The 17,270-nt window shown below is 40.9% G+C and carries 20 protein-coding genes and 1 other annotated feature; of the genes, 6 read left to right on the top strand and 14 right to left on the bottom strand.

Annotation, left to right across the window (positions count from 1 at the left end; all coding sequences use genetic code 11):
* Positions 1-57 precede the first annotated feature (57 nt).
* Positions 58-267, top strand: a complete 210-nt coding sequence (gene sspI, locus JFU24_RS23625) for a small acid-soluble spore protein SspI (RefSeq protein ID WP_053347237.1) — start codon at positions 58-60, stop codon at positions 265-267.
* Positions 268-301: 34 nt separating this feature from the next.
* Here sspI and JFU24_RS23620 read toward each other — a convergent pair whose 3' ends face one another.
* The 7 genes from JFU24_RS23620 to JFU24_RS23590 all read right to left on the bottom strand — a co-directional run bounded on the left by JFU24_RS23620 (position 302) and on the right by JFU24_RS23590 (position 8,635).
* Positions 302-688: a general stress protein gene (locus JFU24_RS23620; protein WP_053347238.1), complete on the bottom strand. Its 387-nt coding sequence runs from the start codon at positions 686-688 to the stop codon at positions 302-304.
* A 190-nt stretch (positions 689-878) separates the two neighbouring features.
* Positions 879-1,709 (bottom strand): general stress protein, encoded by an 831-nt coding sequence (locus tag JFU24_RS23615; RefSeq protein WP_201223433.1) that lies wholly within the window; start codon positions 1,707-1,709, stop codon positions 879-881.
* A gap of 179 nt (positions 1,710-1,888) precedes the next feature.
* A complete protein-coding gene (locus JFU24_RS23610; protein ID WP_201186129.1) occupies positions 1,889-2,644 on the bottom strand; it encodes a YsnF/AvaK domain-containing protein in 756 nt (251 codons plus the stop codon).
* A gap of 259 nt (positions 2,645-2,903) precedes the next feature.
* Positions 2,904-4,229: a (Fe-S)-binding protein gene (locus tag JFU24_RS23605; RefSeq protein ID WP_201186130.1), complete on the bottom strand. Its 1,326-nt coding sequence runs from the start codon at positions 4,227-4,229 to the stop codon at positions 2,904-2,906.
* A complete protein-coding gene (glcD, locus tag JFU24_RS23600) occupies positions 4,226-5,638 on the bottom strand; it encodes a glycolate oxidase subunit GlcD (RefSeq protein ID WP_201223431.1) in 1,413 nt (470 codons plus the stop codon). Before glcD ends, JFU24_RS23605 begins: the two co-directional genes overlap by 4 nt.
* Before the next feature lie 114 nt (positions 5,639-5,752).
* Positions 5,753-6,868 carry a CdaR family transcriptional regulator gene (locus tag JFU24_RS23595; protein WP_201223429.1) on the bottom strand — a complete coding sequence of 372 codons (1,116 nt, stop codon included), beginning with the start codon at positions 6,866-6,868 and terminating at the stop codon, positions 5,753-5,755.
* Between the two features lie 75 nt (positions 6,869-6,943).
* Positions 6,944-8,635 (bottom strand): L-lactate permease, encoded by a 1,692-nt coding sequence (locus JFU24_RS23590; protein ID WP_201223427.1) that lies wholly within the window; start codon positions 8,633-8,635, stop codon positions 6,944-6,946.
* 242 nt (positions 8,636-8,877) lie between these two features.
* Here JFU24_RS23590 and JFU24_RS23585 point away from each other — a divergent pair, with 242 nt between their 5' ends.
* From JFU24_RS23585 to JFU24_RS23570, 4 genes are all read left to right on the top strand, one after another.
* Positions 8,878-9,609: a FadR/GntR family transcriptional regulator gene (locus JFU24_RS23585; RefSeq protein WP_201223425.1), complete on the top strand. Its 732-nt coding sequence runs from the start codon at positions 8,878-8,880 to the stop codon at positions 9,607-9,609.
* Positions 9,610-9,788: 179 nt separating this feature from the next.
* Positions 9,789-10,505, top strand: coding sequence for a (Fe-S)-binding protein (locus JFU24_RS23580; RefSeq protein ID WP_201223423.1), 717 nt, complete (start codon positions 9,789-9,791; stop codon positions 10,503-10,505).
* A gap of 22 nt (positions 10,506-10,527) precedes the next feature.
* Entirely contained in the window at positions 10,528-11,958 is a 1,431-nt protein-coding gene (locus tag JFU24_RS23575; protein ID WP_201223421.1) for a LutB/LldF family L-lactate oxidation iron-sulfur protein, read from the top strand.
* On the top strand, positions 11,955-12,656 hold the full coding sequence (locus tag JFU24_RS23570; RefSeq protein WP_201223419.1) for a LutC/YkgG family protein: 702 nt from the start codon (positions 11,955-11,957) through the stop codon (positions 12,654-12,656). Before JFU24_RS23575 ends, JFU24_RS23570 begins: the two co-directional genes overlap by 4 nt.
* Positions 12,657-12,716: 60 nt before the next feature.
* Here JFU24_RS23570 and JFU24_RS23565 read toward each other — a convergent pair whose 3' ends face one another.
* Together JFU24_RS23565 and JFU24_RS23560 are read right to left on the bottom strand one after the other, a co-directional pair.
* Positions 12,717-13,802, bottom strand: a complete 1,086-nt coding sequence (locus JFU24_RS23565; RefSeq protein WP_056529259.1) for a M42 family metallopeptidase — start codon at positions 13,800-13,802, stop codon at positions 12,717-12,719.
* Between the two features lie 64 nt (positions 13,803-13,866).
* A complete protein-coding gene (locus JFU24_RS23560; RefSeq protein ID WP_201186140.1) occupies positions 13,867-14,355 on the bottom strand; it encodes a dUTP diphosphatase in 489 nt (162 codons plus the stop codon).
* Positions 14,356-14,464: 109 nt separating this feature from the next.
* On the opposite strand from JFU24_RS23560, the gene JFU24_RS23555 reads away from it, so the two are divergent.
* On the top strand, positions 14,465-14,845 hold the full coding sequence (locus tag JFU24_RS23555; protein WP_201186142.1) for a sigma-w pathway protein ysdB: 381 nt from the start codon (positions 14,465-14,467) through the stop codon (positions 14,843-14,845).
* Between the two features lie 64 nt (positions 14,846-14,909).
* Here JFU24_RS23555 and JFU24_RS23550 read toward each other — a convergent pair whose 3' ends face one another.
* From JFU24_RS23550 to infC, 5 genes are all read right to left on the bottom strand, one after another.
* Complete coding sequence (locus JFU24_RS23550) at positions 14,910-15,482, bottom strand: TVP38/TMEM64 family protein (protein WP_201223417.1); 573 nt, start codon at positions 15,480-15,482, stop codon at positions 14,910-14,912.
* Positions 15,483-15,545: 63 nt separating this feature from the next.
* Positions 15,546-15,818: a DUF1294 domain-containing protein gene (locus JFU24_RS23545; RefSeq protein WP_053347251.1), complete on the bottom strand. Its 273-nt coding sequence runs from the start codon at positions 15,816-15,818 to the stop codon at positions 15,546-15,548.
* Positions 15,819-15,888: 70 nt separating this feature from the next.
* Positions 15,889-16,248 carry a 50S ribosomal protein L20 gene (gene rplT / locus JFU24_RS23540; RefSeq protein ID WP_034309067.1) on the bottom strand — a complete coding sequence of 120 codons (360 nt, stop codon included), beginning with the start codon at positions 16,246-16,248 and terminating at the stop codon, positions 15,889-15,891.
* Between the two features lie 35 nt (positions 16,249-16,283).
* The gene (gene rpmI, locus JFU24_RS23535) at positions 16,284-16,484 is read right to left on the bottom strand and encodes a 50S ribosomal protein L35 (protein WP_034309070.1); all 201 of its coding nucleotides are present in this window, start codon (positions 16,482-16,484) and stop codon (positions 16,284-16,286) included.
* Between the two features lie 34 nt (positions 16,485-16,518).
* Positions 16,519-17,019, bottom strand: coding sequence for a translation initiation factor IF-3 (gene infC / locus JFU24_RS23530; RefSeq protein WP_053347252.1), 501 nt, complete (start codon positions 17,017-17,019; stop codon positions 16,519-16,521).
* 98 nt (positions 17,020-17,117) lie between these two features.
* Positions 17,118-17,254 (bottom strand) — a sequence feature (ribosomal protein L20 leader region).
* Positions 17,255-17,270 lie beyond the last annotated feature (16 nt).

Raw genomic sequence — 17,270 nt, 5'->3', positions numbered from 1 at the left:
TGCCAGTTTGTGAAATGCTATTAATGTGAGTCATTATGTGTAAGAGGAGGAATAAATGTGAATTTAAACCTAAGGAATGCGATCATTCAAAACGTAACCGGGAATACTCAAGAGCAGCTAGAAGACACGATTGTCGATGCAATTCAGAATGGCGAGGAAAAAATGCTTCCTGGATTGGGCGTATTATTCGAGGTCATTTGGCAAAATTCATCTGAGCAGGAAAAACATGAAATGATTACTGTTCTCGAATCAGGATTAAAAAAATAACAGCCCTCGCAGGCTGTTATTTTTTTGTATTCGCTTACTTCGGCACTACTTTATCAAAGCCTGACTTTAGTTCATCGATAGATACTTCTTCATCGAGCAGCAAGATGAATTTTTTTGCGCTCACTTCTTCAAGCATCGCTTTTGTCTCATCATAAGAGTAGCCGTATTTCGTGAAAAAGCTGCGTAAATCTCCAGATCCTTCATCTGTGAAGTAGTGGAAGATTCTTAAAAAAAGAGTGTCCTCCTTATCCTGATTGGCGATGATCAGGATATCCGTATGTTCATTTCCAAGCTGCACATCATTTTTTATATTAGCTGCTACTGTCATTTGGGGGCCAGTAACGCCTTTAGCTTGTAATTCTTGAATTGCAGCAAGTAGTTCCGGATTAGAGTCAAAAACACCATATACGTTTTTTTCCATGTTTCTCCCCCTCCTTGTTACTCTACTTAGAATAAATTCCTTTGTAATTATACCTTGCGGCTTGATCAATAAACAAGCAAATTGTCTAATGAGAAATCCTAACCAATCATTAAAGGAATCCTTTGCATAAAAGGATTTCCACCCATTCCTTAAAAAAATAACAGCCTTGCGCAGGCTGTTATTTTGCGTCTTACAGATTATCGGTGTTAACTCGATTTTTGATGTATTCATCTCTCATGATATCCTTTTCCTTTTCTTCTTGCTGCACACTTTCAACATTCGGGTTCATAGTCCGATCCAGTGCCCCTGCTGTATCCAGTGCTTTTTTAGTATCAACAGAAAATGGGTCTACATTGGGGTCGCTCGCTAGTGTTCCATCATAATCCCCAGGCTTTTCCACCTTATATTTTTCGGTGGAGTTCGCCTTTATTTCTCGTTCTTCAGCTCGATTCGTGTTCAGGTATTGATTTTCAAATAAGTTGGCAGAATTCCCATGAAGCTCTTCGCTTTTTCCAGGCTGGGCTTCTACTTCCCTTGTTTGATAAGCATTAGCTGTTGTTTCCGGGAAAAGGTTAGGGTCCGGATTATTCATCATGCCTGTTTTAAGTGGGTTCTCTGCGGTAAGCCTGTCCGCTTTTTGCATGGTGTCGGTAGTTACTACTTCCTCCGGTGATATGGTTTCTGATTCATTCAGGAGAATCAGGAATTTCCCAGCTTGAATTTCGTTTATATAAGCAGTGGCTTCACTATCGGCAAGTCCCATATCTCCTAGCCGGCTCCTCATGTCTCCAGATCCTTCGTTTAAGAAAAAGTGTTTGACCTTTTCAATAAAAGAATCCTTATATGAATTCGTAATGACGTCTACATCCGATTCCTGCTTTTCATTCCCAAAATTCAAATCTTCTTTTTTATCTGCTATTACGGTTATTTCTTCATCACGAACTCCCTTTACTTTGAGAGTTTGTATTTCCTTAATAACTTCCGGATTAGAATCAAAAACACCATATAATGTTATTCCCATGCTTCTTCCTCCTTTGATAATTCCGATTTGAATCTTATGTGTATTTATACCCGGATGGCCCCAAATTAAACAAATGATGACTTACTCCAAAAGCGGTTTTCTAAAATTCCCTCTTGTAAAAAGAATTAGGATAAAAAGAGCCTGCAGTTTAAAAACTGCAGGCTCTTTTTATTACTCTTTTAGAAGCGCTCTTTTCTTCGGTCAGTTGCCTTTTTTTCATGTACGATTGTATCTTCAGTACTATCAAGCTGGATATCTTCTTTTTTGAAGGTATCCTGGACTTGTTCAGTTTCTTGTACAGCATGCTTCTTGATAACAATTTCATCTGTGACAACTGGTATTTTCGATCCTTCCAACTTTTCATCTACAACTGGGATACGCAATGTTTCCCCTTCATTAATACTGCTTGTTTCCAAACTATCCTCACGGCCTCGTCCATTTACTCCATAAACGTCGTCTTTATTTAATGCATCCGTTTTTTCGGTACCGTTATAAAGGGGGTTAGCTGAGTTCGTATCCAGCGTTGTTCCTGACGTTCCAACACCTCTTGCTCCGGTAGTGAATTTGTTTCGTGACGTTCCCAGATGTCCTTCTCCCTCTTCTACAAGAACTAGAACTTTCCCTTGTTCTACATCATAGACATGCTCTGCCGCTTCACTGTTAGAAAGCCCTGCATCCGCTAACCTGGTTGAAAGATCAGCCGTATTATCTGGCATGAAGAAACGTGCTACCTTGTCCATAAAGGATTCGTCGTTTGGAACATTTGTCATCGTATGCACATCAGTTTCTCGTTGATGATTCGTAAAATCTAATGTCTCTTCCTTGTCTGCAACAACCAAAATATCGTCTCCCTCAAAGCCCTTAGCCTTAAGTGCATTAATTGCTTGGATTACTTCTGCATTCGATTCATATACACCATATACTGTTTTATTCATGTTTCATTCCTCCTTAGGTTTTGTTGAGTGGATGTTATATATAAACTCTACCCTCTAGGTCCCTAAGTAAACGAGGATGTAATATTTCATTTTTGATTATATCATTACAATTTTTTCTCAAAACAGAACGGCATTTTACTTGAAACCAAGCCACAGCAAGGGTTTACTCATTTATTGAATTTTAACATTTACCCAAATAATACCATTTATATACTTTCATTAACTACTTGAAGTCAATCAATACATCCGCTTTCTTCTACTATAAAACAACAGCCTCTAAAAGCAGATCCACAATATGAACCGCTTTCGTACACTCGCTCAAGTTTTCTCTTTCGATTCCCAATTGCATTTGTAGCAAACAACCAGGATTTGCTGTAACAACAATATCTGCCTGTGTCGATTTAGTGTGTTCCATTTTCGAATCGAGAATTTTCATAGACATCTCTGATTCTACAATATTATAAATCCCAGCTGAGCCGCAGCAACGATCGGCATCTTTCATTTCCCTAAAATCAATTCCTTCTATCGATTGAAGGAGAATTCTCGGCGCCTTTGAAGTTTTCATCACATTCCGTAAGTGACAGGAATCTTGATATGTCACTGACTGTGAGGGCAGTTTCAAGCGAACTTTTTCCTGAAAACGTAAATCCACAAGAATTTCGCTGATATCTTTCATTTTGTTTTTAAAAGTAATGGCCCGTTCGTACCACTCCGGCTCATCTTGAAGCAAATGATCATAATCAATAAGGAATGCTCCACAACCGCCGGCATTTGTAATAATATAATCGACTTCGTCCGCTTCAAACGCTTCAATATTACGCTTGGCTAGTTGTTTTGCGCCTTCTTTTTCACCACTATGACCATGCAGGGCTCCGCAACAAGCCTGGGCTTTCGGGATTACGATTTCACATCCAGCCAGCTGCAGAAGTTTTAGTGTAGCCTTGTTTGTATCCAAAAACATTGTATCCATTAAACAGCCGGAAAAGAAGGCTACCTTTTTGACCGGATTTCCTATCGCAGGCAGCTCTGTTGGCCGATTTTTCATTTCGGATTTTTTGGGAACTTTCGGCAGCACTTTTTCCATGTTCGCAAGATTATCCGGAAGGATGCTTAGGACACCAGTTTTACGAGCAATGTACTGAAGACCAGAACGCTGGTAAAAGCCCAGTAAACTTGTCATGTTCTGCATCCGCTCTTGATGAGGAAATAATCCGTTAAAAGCCGCCTTACGCATCGCTTTTACTGGAAGACTGTGTTTTTTATTCTGATGGATGATATCCCTCGCTTCTTCTAGTAGATGTCCATATTTAACACCGGAAGGACAGACTGGCTCACATGCCCTACAGCCGAGGCAAAGGCTTAAAGAACGCTCTACATCTTCATCCGGTTCAATCAAGCCATCCGTCACCGCTTTCATAAGTGCAATACGGCCCCTTGGTGAATGGGATTCCTTTAATCCTGATTCAATATATGTCGGGCAATGGGGTAAGCAAAAGCCGCAACGCATACAATTAAGCAATTCATCCTCATTCATTTTCTCCGCAAATTGGTCGGCAATGATTTCCCTCTCTTGGACTGTCGTCACGATGACACCACCACCCTTTTCCTACTTTCTTTGGCGAATACCTTGCCTGGATTCATGATGTTATTCGGATCGAATGCCTGTTTAATTCCCTTCATCGCGGCAATGCCCTCTTTTTTCAGCTTCCATTCAAGGTAAGGGGCCTTCATGGCTCCAACTCCATGTTCACCGGTAACCGTGCCTCCAAGGTCAATAGCCACAGCAAAAATGTCGGCAAAGGCAAGCTCTACTCTCTCCATTTCGTCATGATCACGGGCATCAGTAATACACGTTGGGTGAAGATTTCCATCCCCAGCATGACCAAATGTACAAATGTTCACATTATGTTTAGTAGCGATTTCATTAATGGCTCTAACCATTTTGGCAATTTCCGAACGTGGTACTGTAGCGTCCTCTAAAATTGTCGTAGGTTTCAAACGTGCGAGTGCAGAAAGAGCTGTCCGTCTCGCCGTTTTCAAGGCCACTGCATCGAGTTCCGTTTCAGCAATTTCAACAGAGACAGCTTTTTCCTCTAGACAGATATCCGCCATTCTTTTCATATCACGTTCTACAACTTCTGGCGGTCCATCCTGTTCGATTAGGAGAACTGCTTCCACATTGGTAGGCAAACCGATTTTCGCGAAATCCTCAACCACTATCAAGGTTGGCCGATCAAGAAATTCAAGGGTGACTGGAATGATTTTATTTGAAATGATTTTAGCCACAGATTGGGCCGCAGCATCCAGGTCTTGATATAAAGCAAGCATGGTCTTTGTCGTTTCCGGAATGGGAATCAGTTTTAAGATCGCTTCCGTTACGATACCAAGTGTGCCTTCTGAGCCAACAAACAGCTTTGTTAAATCATAACCGGCTACATCCTTGGCAAGCTTTCCTCCTGTTCGAATGATGTCCCCATTCGGAAGAACTACTTCAAGCCCGATAACATAATCACGAGTGACCCCGTATTTTAAACCTCGTAATCCACCAGAGTTCTCATTTATATTGCCGCCAATTGTGGAAATCTTCATCGAACTTGGATCGGGCGGATAAAATAAGCCCTTCTTTTCAACCGCAGAAATCAAATCCAATGTGATAAGCCCAGGCTGGACCGTAGCCGTTAAGTTTTCCTCGTCTATTTCAAGCAATGAATTCATCCGATTAAATAAAAGGACAAGGCCCCCTTCAGTCGGGCATGTGCCTCCGCTCAAATTCGTTCCCGAGCCGCGTGGAATGATAGGAACTTTGTGTTCATTACAAACTTTGACGATTGCGGCCACTTCATTCGTGCACCCTGGTTTAATAACGGCATCCGGCATCGATTGATATCCCGGCGTTGCATCGTATGAATAAACAAGGCATTCCACTTTAGAATCATCGTAATTTTCCGGACCAACAATGCTCAGTAGTTGTTGCTTAACCTGTTTTGCTAACATATACATCCCCCTTATGTAATAAAAATAGTTCACGAATTTTTTATGTAGTTTAAGTATAGAAAAAAGCCAGTCCATCTTCTATGTATGAACATATAGACTTTCTGGCATTTAATATTATTTATTTGTATGTTTATCTAAAATTTGTACAGCTAGATACATAGTGACTAAATCTGACAGCTTCCTAGGATTTAATTGGGTCAACTCTTCTATACGTTTGAGCCTGTAATGGAGAGTATTAATGTGTATATGCAGGGCTGCAGCGGTTTCTTTCAAAGAAAGATCACAGGAAAAATACATGGACAGCGTTTTAAGTAACTCCTCGTTAAGAAGTAGGTTCTCAATTGTCCGGGTTAAATATTCCTTTCTTGTTTCAGGGGTAACTTCATCGAGCAGGACTTCGAGCTTCAAGTCCTCATCAAATACAATATTCGATGAAGAAAGCGCAATTTTCAAGGACCGTTCTGCTTTAAAAAAGGCTTGTCTAAATGCGGAACCTGGTGAACGTGAACTAACCCCCACGCTCACTTTATATCCGGAACTTTCCTCAAGTTTTTTTTGCAATTGGCTTAATTTCGTTAATTGGTGGGTTTTTGAACCGATAAAATCAGCTAATGAAAGAATGACGAACTGGTTCCTTCCCCAACGAACTACGATGTCCTTTGGGTGCTGCTGCCTTATGTAAATCTGCAGCGTCCTCCACACATGCTGTTCAATGATTTTTTCTGTCTGAAATTCACCAAGAATGATAATTCGGTCAACCATAACATCAATTCCCAGCAGCTTTGCCTTCTGAAGGAAAGACTCATTGAACCTTTGAAGCTGATGCCATTCAAACACAAAGAATTCCATCAGGCGGGACTGCGATTCTTCTTGTTCGATATGGTAGCTTTCCTGAATAAACATCTCCGTCATCTTTTTTAAAAGTTCTGCATATGGAGAAACCTGTTTGGGATCACCGGTAATACCAATTACACAAACGGCTTCCTGATTAAAAAAAATGGGCAGGTTGATTCCCGCCTTTACCCCTTTCCAATGTTGTTCATCTTGTTTATTGATAATCAGTTTCTCACGGTTTTTAAAAGCATGGATGGCTCCTTCATGGTAGGAACCAATACGACTTTTATCCGTGCTGGCGATAATCGTTCCAGCATGATTAATAATGATGATTTCCTCATCAATCAACTTTCGAACCTCATGAACTAATTTTTCTGCCACAGCTGCTAAATGCATAAGTTGCCTCCCTTCGTATAAGATTATAAAAGCATAGAGGACTCTCCCTTTTCAAAAGGGAGAGCCTCATTCAAATTATGGAATCATCCAGGATAGGACGCCATTTTGCAAGAAAGTAATTATACAAACAAGCAGCAATAAGAACAAGCTATGTTTAATCGTGAATCTCAATAATTCTGATTCCCTGCCTGCCAATCCTACAGCAGCACAAGCAATGGCAATCGATTGAGGCGAGATCATTTTACCGGTAACCCCTCCGGATGAGTTCGCCGCAAGTGCCAGAACCGGTTCCATCCCTACCTTAAGTGCTGTAACTTTCTGAAGACTGCCAAATAAGAGATTAGCAGATGTATCGGATCCAGTAATAAACACCCCTAGCCAACCGAGAACCGGTGCAAAGAACGGAAACAAATCCCCTGATTTTGCAAGTGTCATTCCTAATGTTGTCGACATGCCAGAAGCATTCGTTACGTACGCAAAAGCCACAACAGAAGAAATCATCAAGATTGGTTTTGCCAACTCTTTCATTGCTTCGGCAAAAGTGTTAAAGAAAACTTTTGTAGAGATGTGTGCAATAAACTTCGTAACGATTGCAGCCAGTAATATAGCTGTACCCGCTGCCCCGAGCAATTCTATTTTGAAGAAAGCGGCAATCGGTAATCCATTGCTCCCGATAATCTCGTTATGCAGACTTGGTACTTCAATTTGGAAGGTTAATAGTTTTCCAATTTCATTGATGCCGCTCAGTAACATATTGTCACCTTCATAATGTCCAGAGAGCGCAGGTTTTATTGGATTCATCCCCCATATCGTTATGAAAAGCGTTAACAAAAGGAATGGTGACCATGCATGGAATATTTGCCATTTCGTATACCTTTTTTCCACTTCCACTGAATCATCCAATGGTTCAACAGCTGCTGCAGTTTCTTCAGACGCAAACCGGAAGATTGTTTTAGGCTTCCAAAATTTCAGGAAGATTGCTAAAGCAAAAAGTGACACTAGAGCAGAAAGGATATCCGGTAACTCAGGTCCAAGAAAATTCGAGCTAAAGTATTGGGTAATTGCAAAGGATAGACCAGAAACCAAGATAGCTGGCATAACCTCAAGCGATCGTTTCCACCCAGTCATAATCAAAATGAGGTACAGAGGAATGAACGCTGAAAGGAATGGCAGTTGGCGACCGACCATTTTTGAAATCTCCATGGCAGCAATCCCCGTAGGCCCTTCCATAGCAATAATCGGTATTCCAACGGCCCCAAATGCGACCGGAGCTGTGTTGGCAATTAAACAAATGCCAGCTGCATATAGCGGGTTAAACCCAAGACCTACTAAAAGTGCTGCGGAAATCGCAACCGGTGCTCCAAATCCAGCAGCCCCTTCTAAAAAGGCCCCGAAAGAAAACGCAACCAATAGAGCCTGAAGGCGGCGGTCTTCGGTAAGCGAAAGAACCGAAGATCGAATAATATTGAATTGTCCGCTTTTAATTGTCATTTTGTACAAAAATACTGAAGTGATAATAATCCATCCAATTGGCAGTAGCCCGTACACCGCCCCTTGCGAAGCAGACATTACGGCCTTTCCTGCTGGCATTCCATACACAAAAACGGCAACTGCAAGGGCCACTAGCAACGTCGTAAGACCAGCAATATACCCTTTCATTCGCTTGATCGTAAGAGCCCAGAAAAAGTAAATAATTGGGATAAGTGCTGCAATGGAAGATACGACTAAATTATCGATAATCGGCGTAAAGTTTTGTGTCCATGTCATTCATTTCGACTCCTTTTGCTTAATTTTTAAAAATTTCAGAAATTATGTATCAGGTGAAAACCCTTACATGTCTAAATATTCAAAGTCATCTGATGACTTGATGAGTATTTATTTAAATTAAATGATAAAAAATATAAAATCAAGATTTTTTTTAGATTTTTAATCTTACACAAGTGAGAAAGATCGTTTGTGTTATATAATATTAACCAGAGAAACTCATAGAAAATAGAGGTGTTAACTACTTGGTATATAAAAAAATTAAACCGAAAAAAATTTATGAAGAAGTCAGCGAAGAACTTTATGAAATGATTCGGTCAGGCACCCTGAAACCAGGTGAACAATTAGACTCCATTCAACAGCTTGCGGAAAATTTCCAAGTCGGACGACCGGCAATCCGTGAAGCATTAAGTGCATTAAGTTCAATGGGACTCATTGAAATCAAACAAGGAGAAGGAACATTTGTTAAAACATTTGACCCTAGCATCATGAACCTCCCATTAACTGCTGCTCTTTTGATGGATAAGGACAATATCAAGCATTTGCTAGAGGTTCGGAAAATCCTTGAGTCAGGAGCGGCTGAAGTGGCTGCGAAGAAACGAACAAATGAACATCTTGCTGAGCTTGAGTTCAGGCTTTCTGAAATGGAAAAGGTGACTGAAGATGAAGAACTGAGTGATAAAGCTGATATAGCCTTTCATGTCGCAGTCGCAAACGCTTCCCAAAATGAATTGCTCATTACGCTGATGCATCACGTTTCAGAGTTAATGACGGAAAAGATGCGTGATATTCGGCGAATTGCTCTATATTCCGAAGAAATGACACTTAAACGACTTTACCAACAGCATGCGAAGATTTATGACGCGATTGTGGCGCAAGACGAAGCAAGAGCCCGCAACGCTATGCTTTTTCACCTTCAAAACGTTGAGGAATCATTAGATAAAGTCATCCTCACTAATCAGCAAACAAATATTTGATTATTCATTAAATTTCAAAAATACTCTATACAACCAAGGAGAAAATTGGTATATTATTTTGAAAACGATTTCTTCATTTATAATCCTGGAAATTGGTATTTTCTTTAAACCATTTCCTTTTTCTATTATCTAGTCATCGGATGACCTGTTAACCTATTTTAAAAAAGGAGGAGACCAAATTGAAAGTAACTCTCTTTGCAACTTGTTTAGTTGATTTGTTTCAATCCAATGTCGGAAAAGCAACAGTAGAACTACTCGAGAGATTAGGCTGTGAGATTGATTTTCCAGAATCGCAGATTTGCTGTGGACAGCCGGCATACAATAGCGGGTATACAAAGGAATCAAAGGAAGCTATGAAAAAGATGATCCAAACGTTCGAGGATGCTGAATATATAGTAACCCCCTCAGGTTCCTGTGCGGCTATGTTCAAAGAATATCCAGTCCTTTTTAAAGGCGATGCTGAATGGGAAACGAAGGCTGCTGCATTGGCGGCAAAAACATATGAATTGACCCAATTCATCGTGAACGTTCTAAAGGTAACTGATGTTGGCGCAACATTTGAAGGAAAAGCGACTTATCATGCTTCCTGTCATATGACTCGGCTTCTTAAAGTGAAAGAAGCCCCAGCCATTTTGTTAAGCCATGTTAAAGGACTGGAAATGACACCTCTTCCGGACGCTCAAAATTGCTGCGGATTCGGGGGAACCTTTTCAGTTAAGATGGGGGATATATCCGAACAAATGGTCGAGGAAAAAGTCTGCAATATTGAAGATACCGGAGCCGACTTTTTAATTGGCGGCGATGCAGGATGTTTAATGAATATCGGCGGACGTATCCAACGTAAGGGTCAACCTATTAAAGTTCTACATATTGCCGAAGTATTGAATAGTATTTAAGGAAAGCGAGGAGGGATAAACCATGGCTATGAAAACCAGCTCTGCCAAGTTTAAAGACCGAGTGGATGAAGGAATACATAATGATTTTATGCGACTGGCGGTATCGAGTGCCCAAGAACGATTACACGGACGGCGGCTGACTGCCGTTGATGAGTTGGGAAGCTGGGAGGATTGGCGGTCCCTTGGGGAAGAAATCCGACAGCATGTGCTTAGCAACCTTGATTTCTATTTGCATCAGCTTGCAGAAAATGTTTCGAAACGAGGAGGTCATGTCTTTTTTGCTGAAACAGCTGAAGAAGCAAGCGGATACATTAAGGACGTTATCGTAAAAAAGAATGCCAAAAAAGTCGTGAAATCCAAATCGATGGTCACGGAAGAAATTAATTTAAATGCCACTCTTGAAGCTGTTGGACTTGATGTCGTTGAAACAGACCTCGGTGAGTACATTTTACAAGTTGATGATCATGATCCGCCTTCCCATATCGTCGCGCCTGCTCTCCATAAAAACAAAGAACAAATAAGGGATGTTTTTAAAGAGAAGCTTGCCTATACGAAAACCGAAAATCCGGAGGAGCTTACCGCTCATGTCCGGGGTATTCTTCGGAAAGATTTCTTAAGTGCGGATGTTGGCATTACCGGCTGTAATTTTGCGATTGCAGAAACTGGCTCGATTGGTTTGGTAACGAATGAGGGAAACGCTGATTTAGTCACGGCCCTGCCAAAAACGCAAATTACCGTGATGGGGATGGAACGGCTTGTACCTACATTCGATGAATTTGAAGTTCTTGTCAGTTTATTGACAAGAAGCGCGGTCGGTCAAAGATTGACCAGCTACATTACCGCACTTACCGGTCCACGTGATGAAGGGGATGTCGACGGACCTGAGGAATTCCACCTTGTCATCGTCGATAATGGCCGCTCTTCTATTTTAGGAACTGAGTTTCAATCTGTTCTCCAATGCATTCGCTGTGCAGCCTGTATCAATGTCTGCCCGGTCTATCGCCAGGTTGGCGGCCATTCCTATGGTTCCATTTATCCGGGTCCAATTGGTGCTGTGCTTTCACCATTACTTGGTGGCTATGATGATTTTAAAGAACTACCTTATGCATCAACTCTTTGTGCAGCTTGTACCGATGCCTGTCCGGTAAAAATCCCTCTGCATGATCTGCTAAGAAAGCATCGTGAAGTCATCGTAGAAAAGGAAAAAATGGCTCCCTTCTCTGAAAAGATGGCAATGAAGGCATTCGGAATCGGCGCCGCTTCTCCAATGCTTTATAAGTTTGGTTCAAAAATGGCCCCTTCAGCTATGTCCCCTTTTAAAACGGGAGATATCATCTCAAAAGGTCCCGGACCACTTAAAACTTGGACCGAAAGCCGTGAATTCCCAGCTCCTAGTAAAGAAAGCTTTCGGGACTGGTTTAAAAATCGCGAGACAGGAGGGAAACCATCATGACTGGAACTATCCAAAATGAAGGCACGTTTTTAAATAAAATTGCCAAAAACCTAGGAAGAGCTCCTATAACCGAAGGCATAACCCGTCCTGTTTGGAAGCACGCTCCCCAATTCGAGGTTTTGAAACATGCGACACCAGATGATCTTGTCAACGAATTACAGGAGCAGTGCAAACGGGTCCATACGCAGTTTCACCTTACCGACTCAAAGCAAGTTGCACACCTTTTAAAACAGGTGATTGAGGAACTTGGAAATGGACAATTAATCATTCCAAAAGATAATCGATTCTCTGACTATCAGTTAGTTGATGTGCTGAATGAAAAAGGTGTCCACGTTTGGGACCATCAAGCAGGGAAAAAAAATATCGAACTGGCAGAAAGTGCTAATATCGGAATTACATTCAGTGAAATAACACTTGCGGAATCAGCGACCGTCGTCTTATTTAGCGGTAAGAACCATGGCCGTTCCATCAGCTTCCTGCCCGCTTGTCATGTTTCCATTATCCCAAAGAGCACCATCGTTCCGCGAATGACACAAGCTGCAGCTGCCATTCGTTCTAAAGTTAATCGCGGTGAAGTCGTTCCTTCCTGCATTAATTTCATAACCGGACCGAGCAATTCCGCTGATATCGAAATGGACCTTGTCGTTGGTGTTCATGGTCCAATTAAAGCCGTCTATATAATTGTCGAGGATAAGTAACTATCAATGAAAAAGGAGAGGCCCTTTAAAGGAGCCTCTCCTTTTCTAAATTTCTCTATGTTATTCGTAAATAATACGGTCCACTGCTTCACGGTCGAGGCGTTTGATCACTTCGACAATTAGTTTAACTGCATTTTCATAATCATCACGATGAAGCATTGCCGCATGTGAATGAATGTAGCGTGTTGCAATCGTAATTGCCAGTGCAGGAACTCCATTTGCTGTTAAGTGAATGGAACCTGCATCCGTTCCACCGCCTGGAATCGATTCATATTGATAAGGAATGTTCATTTCGTCAGCCGTGTTGGTAACGAAATCCCGCAGTCCTTTATGAGCTACCATCGATGCATCATATATAACGATTTGCGGACCTTCACCCATTTTACTCATCGCTTCTTTATCGGTTACACCTGGTGTATCACCAGCTATACCGACATCAACGGCAAAACCAATATCCGGCTGAATTTTGAACGTTGACGTTTTAGAGCCACGTAGACCAACCTCTTCTTGTACTGCACCAATCCCGTATACAACATTCGGATGGTCACTATCTTTCAACTGTTTAAGGACGTCAATAGCGATTGCACAGCCAATTCGGTTGTCCCAAGCTTTAGCAAGCAACATTTTTTCATTATTCATGACTGTGAATTCAAAATACGGTACAACCATATCGCCCGGCTTAACGCCCCATTCCTTTACTTCTTCCTTGCTAGTTGCACCAATGTCAATAAACATATCTTTAATCTCTACCGGCTTTTTCCTCGCTTCTGCTGACAAAATATGTGGCGGCTTTGAACCGATAACCCCAGTTACATCGCCTTTATTTGTGACGATCGTCACGCGTTGAGCGAGCATCACCTGTGACCACCAGCCTCCTACCGGCTGAAAACGCAAAAATCCTTTATCATCAATTTGAGTTATCATGAAACCAACTTCATCCAAATGTCCAGTAACGACGATTTTCGGACCGTTTTCATCACCTGTTTTCATAGCGATCAAACTTCCCAAACCATCAGTCGATATTTCATCCGCGAAAGGGGTTATGTATTCAGCCATTACTTTCCTTACTTCACTTTCATTTCCAGCAATGCCTTTAGCATCCGTTAAATCTTTCAGCATCCTTAAAGTTTCATCCAATTGAGCCATGCATTTACCTCCCTCTTTTTTACACTACAAGAATAATTATACAAAATATCGGTTGCACAAACAATTAATAGCCTTGTTTTTGTCTTTCGTAATTCACTTCATTTTTGGTGACGTATGCATTTTCCACATCCTCTGCGGAAAATCCTAGCAACTTCCCTAAATGTAGATATTCAGCAAAAACCTTTTGAAACGCGGACTCTGTTAATTGCACACGAAACTCGTTGATGTACCCGTATATCAAAGTGAATTGAGCCGTTAAATCAACATGACCCATTTTGAAAGCCGATGGAACTTTTGGTACAAAACTCTTTTCAATCCCAAGTGACAAAATAAAGTGAATGCCATCCACGTATTCAGCCAAAATCGTTTCTTTATCCGAAGGACCTTTAAGACTCCAGAATTTAAAACATCTCGTTTCGTTAGCCAGCTCCCCAAGCTCCACTAAAAGAGCAAGAGTCTTCCGCTCGACCAAGTTTTCTGCACCCAGATCGTGCTTTGTCTCTATATGCTTATCTAAGGCCGCCTGCATGTCCATCAATTTTGCTATGTTCACTTTTATCACTACTTTCTATCTTAATCCCTTAAATTATAACAAATAAATGAAACTTATTAAAAACCCATACGTAAATGAAAGGAATCACTCTGTTTAGGGAGGTAGCTACATGGTGTTAATATTGCGGTTCTTAATTTTGGCTCTCATCATCTTCTTAATATATACGGCTATCAAATACCTATTTAATCCAAAACGAAAATTAGAGCTGGCACATGAACAGAAAAATTTCTTTCTGCTCGATGATACAAAGAATATACACAAGAATTTTTTATTGACGTACAATGGGGTTATGTTTGAAGGGGAAAAGTATTTAGGAACGACGGAACGCTCCTTCGAGGTTATCTCCATCTTCATTTGGCCTAAGAAAATAGCCGATTTGAAAGGTTTGAAGCGCAATGACTTTTTAAAAATCGAAGCATCCATAAAAAAACAATATCCGGATGCCTTGATTGATTGGAAAAGCCCTGTAAAGGAATTTTTGGATAACTAAAACATATCGAGTGGTGTTACAACTACGTACTTAAGAGCCTTGAGGAAATTACACTCAAGGCCCTTTATTTATCATGTGAGCGGAAAAATTCTTTCCAGGGAACGACCGTCTGCTTTTCTCTTAATAAATAAAGCAATAAGGTTAATGATAATAAAATAATGACGATTAATGTCGGGCTGAAATCTGCAATATAATGGCCAAACACTGTATATACGAAGGCTACAGGGATATTCGTCATGAAGGATAAATAAAAATAGTTTTTCAACCCTTTATTGGATTCCAACAAGCAAAGCGACAATAAATAAAAGTGTATAAACGGAATAAGCCTCAGCACCGCAATTTGTCGGCTGTTAAGCTTTCGGTTTCCAAACAGCTTATTTTTAAGTCGTAGAAGCTTATCCTTCGTTTTCGGAAATTTACCTATTACAATATAAAAGGCCATACTGGACAACGTCAAACCGATTATGGAATAGATAGTTCCAAATGCTGCACCGAATAAAACACCGCCAGCCATGCAAACCACGATAACAGGAATGAATAAAAATTGCCGTAATAAATGAAAGGTAATAAAGATTAATGGCGCAAACACGCTGCCGGATTGAACGTAGCTCATCACAAGTGTCAGTTTATCATTCATGTTTTCCCCCCAGCTACTCTTTGTTGCTTCTACAAGCATATACACTAAACGAGCTACATATGACTATCGAATTAAGATCTTGATAAGTAACCCTATTTGGATGACCATCAAAACCGGCAGTCCCCACTTAAAGGAGGTATGCTTCGTTTTATGATGGAAATGTTTCATTCCAAGAAAGGTCCCAGTTCCCCCACCTATGACTGCCCAAAACCAGAGTGTCTTTTCGCTGATACGATACTTCCCATTGCGTGCTCTCTTTTTGTCGACTCCCATTATGACAAAGCCTACGATGTTAATGATAAACATAAAGGCAAGTATGATCCAAACTCCTTGCATTCCTCTCTCCCCCTTTAAATATGTAAAAAGCCACCCTCTTGAAAAAGAGAGTGGCTGATATCAGTCAGACTTATTTGTCTAATTGTTGTTTAGCAGCAGTTGCTAATTGAGCAAAAGCTTGTTCGTCAGCAACAGCAAGATCAGCAAGCATTTTGCGGTTTACTTCGATACCAGCAAGCTTTAAGCCATGCATTAAACGGCTATAAGAAAGACCGTTGATGCGAGCTGCAGCGTTGATACGAGTAATCCAAAGTTTGCGGAAATCACGTTTTTTCTGACGACGGTCACGGAAAGCATAGTTTCCTGACTTCATTACTTGTTGGTTAGCTACTTTGAAAAGAATATGTTTCGCGCCATAGTAACCTTTAGCTAATTTTATTACCTTTTTACGACGTTTGCGAGTAACAGTACCGCCTTTTACACGTGGCATGTTATTTCCCTCCTATTTAACTCGATAAATCGAACTTATTTAATATTGTCTAGCATATGACGAATACGTTTGAAGTCACCTTTGCTTACAAGGCTAGCTTTGCGAAGCTTACGCTTTTGCTTAGTAGATTTGTTAGCAAATAAATGGCTTGTGTAAGCGTTAGAACGCTTAAGTTTGCCGGATCCAGTCTTTTTGAAACGTTTAGCAGATCCGCGGTGAGTTTTCATTTTAGGCATAAGGTATTCCTCCTCATTACAAATTACTTTACAATTACTTTTCGGCTTTTGGTGCTAAGATAATGAACATGCTGCGTCCGTCCATTTTTGGATGTTGCTCGATTGTAGCCACTTCTTTACATGCTTCAGAAAAACGAACGAGTACACGTTGACCAATTTCCTTATGTGTAATAGCACGTCCTTTGAAACGGATAGAAGCTTTTACTTTATCGCCTTTTTCAAGGAATTTAATACCGTTGCGAAGCTTAGTATTGAAATCATGTTCTTCAATCGTCGGGCTCAAACGAACCTCTTTAAGACTGATAACTTTTTGATTTTTACGTGCTTCCTTGTCTTTCTTTTGCTGCTCGAAGCGGTGTTTTCCGTAGTCCATAATCCGGGCTACCGGAGGCTTTGCATTTGCAGCAACTAAAACTAGATCAAGATTTACACGAGCGGCAATTTCCAATGCTTCGAGTTTCGTTTTAATTCCAAGTTGTTCTCCGTTTTGGTCAATAAGACGAACTTCACGGGCTCGGATGCCCTCGTTTACCATCGCGTCTTTACTAATAGTTAGCCACCTCCAAAGATATTGGCGAATACGAATATTTGAATCAATTCGGTCACGCTCACAACTCGCTTACAGGATATAATCATAATAAAAAAGTGTGGATGCATGCTGCACCCACACTGATAGACTAATTCAGAAAGATCCAAATAATCAAATCATGACCTGTTAACTGCATCGTTTGCGTCAACCAGGTGAGAAGCGGGTGCTTCTTCTTTTCCTCAAACACGTATTCAATT

The organism is Peribacillus sp. TH27, from assembly GCF_016650915.1.
Taxonomy (GTDB): domain Bacteria; phylum Bacillota; class Bacilli; order Bacillales; family DSM-1321; genus Peribacillus; species Peribacillus butanolivorans.
The sequence above is the reverse complement of the archived record's forward strand: the minus strand, read 5'-3'. Positions and strand labels throughout refer to the sequence as shown.

Excerpts from the sequence above, each read along its gene's own strand:
- JFU24_RS23620 (WP_053347238.1), bottom strand. The coding sequence starts at position 688 with ATGGAAAAAAACGTATATGGTGTTTTTGACTCTAATCCGGAACTACTT.
- JFU24_RS23615 (WP_201223433.1), bottom strand. The coding sequence starts at position 1,709 with ATGGGAATAACATTATATGGTGTTTTTGATTCTAATCCGGAAGTTATT.
- JFU24_RS23610 (WP_201186129.1), bottom strand. The coding sequence starts at position 2,644 with ATGAATAAAACAGTATATGGTGTATATGAATCGAATGCAGAAGTAATC.
- glcD (WP_201223431.1), bottom strand. The coding sequence starts at position 5,638 with ATGTTAGCAAAACAGGTTAAGCAACAACTACTGAGCATTGTTGGTCCG.
- JFU24_RS23595 (WP_201223429.1), bottom strand. The coding sequence starts at position 6,868 with ATGCATTTAGCAGCTGTGGCAGAAAAATTAGTTCATGAGGTTCGAAAG.
- JFU24_RS23590 (WP_201223427.1), bottom strand. The coding sequence starts at position 8,635 with ATGACATGGACACAAAACTTTACGCCGATTATCGATAATTTAGTCGTA.
- JFU24_RS23575 (WP_201223421.1), top strand. The coding sequence starts at position 10,528 with ATGGCTATGAAAACCAGCTCTGCCAAGTTTAAAGACCGAGTGGATGAA.
- JFU24_RS23570 (WP_201223419.1), top strand. The coding sequence starts at position 11,955 with ATGACTGGAACTATCCAAAATGAAGGCACGTTTTTAAATAAAATTGCC.
- JFU24_RS23565 (WP_056529259.1), bottom strand. The coding sequence starts at position 13,802 with ATGGCTCAATTGGATGAAACTTTAAGGATGCTGAAAGATTTAACGGAT.
- JFU24_RS23555 (WP_201186142.1), top strand. The coding sequence starts at position 14,465 with ATGGTGTTAATATTGCGGTTCTTAATTTTGGCTCTCATCATCTTCTTA.
- JFU24_RS23550 (WP_201223417.1), bottom strand. The coding sequence starts at position 15,482 with ATGAATGATAAACTGACACTTGTGATGAGCTACGTTCAATCCGGCAGC.
- JFU24_RS23545 (WP_053347251.1), bottom strand. The coding sequence starts at position 15,818 with ATGCAAGGAGTTTGGATCATACTTGCCTTTATGTTTATCATTAACATC.
- rplT (WP_034309067.1), bottom strand. The coding sequence starts at position 16,248 with ATGCCACGTGTAAAAGGCGGTACTGTTACTCGCAAACGTCGTAAAAAG.
- rpmI (WP_034309070.1), bottom strand. The coding sequence starts at position 16,484 with ATGCCTAAAATGAAAACTCACCGCGGATCTGCTAAACGTTTCAAAAAG.
- infC (WP_053347252.1), bottom strand. The coding sequence starts at position 17,019 with ATGGTAAACGAGGGCATCCGAGCCCGTGAAGTTCGTCTTATTGACCAA.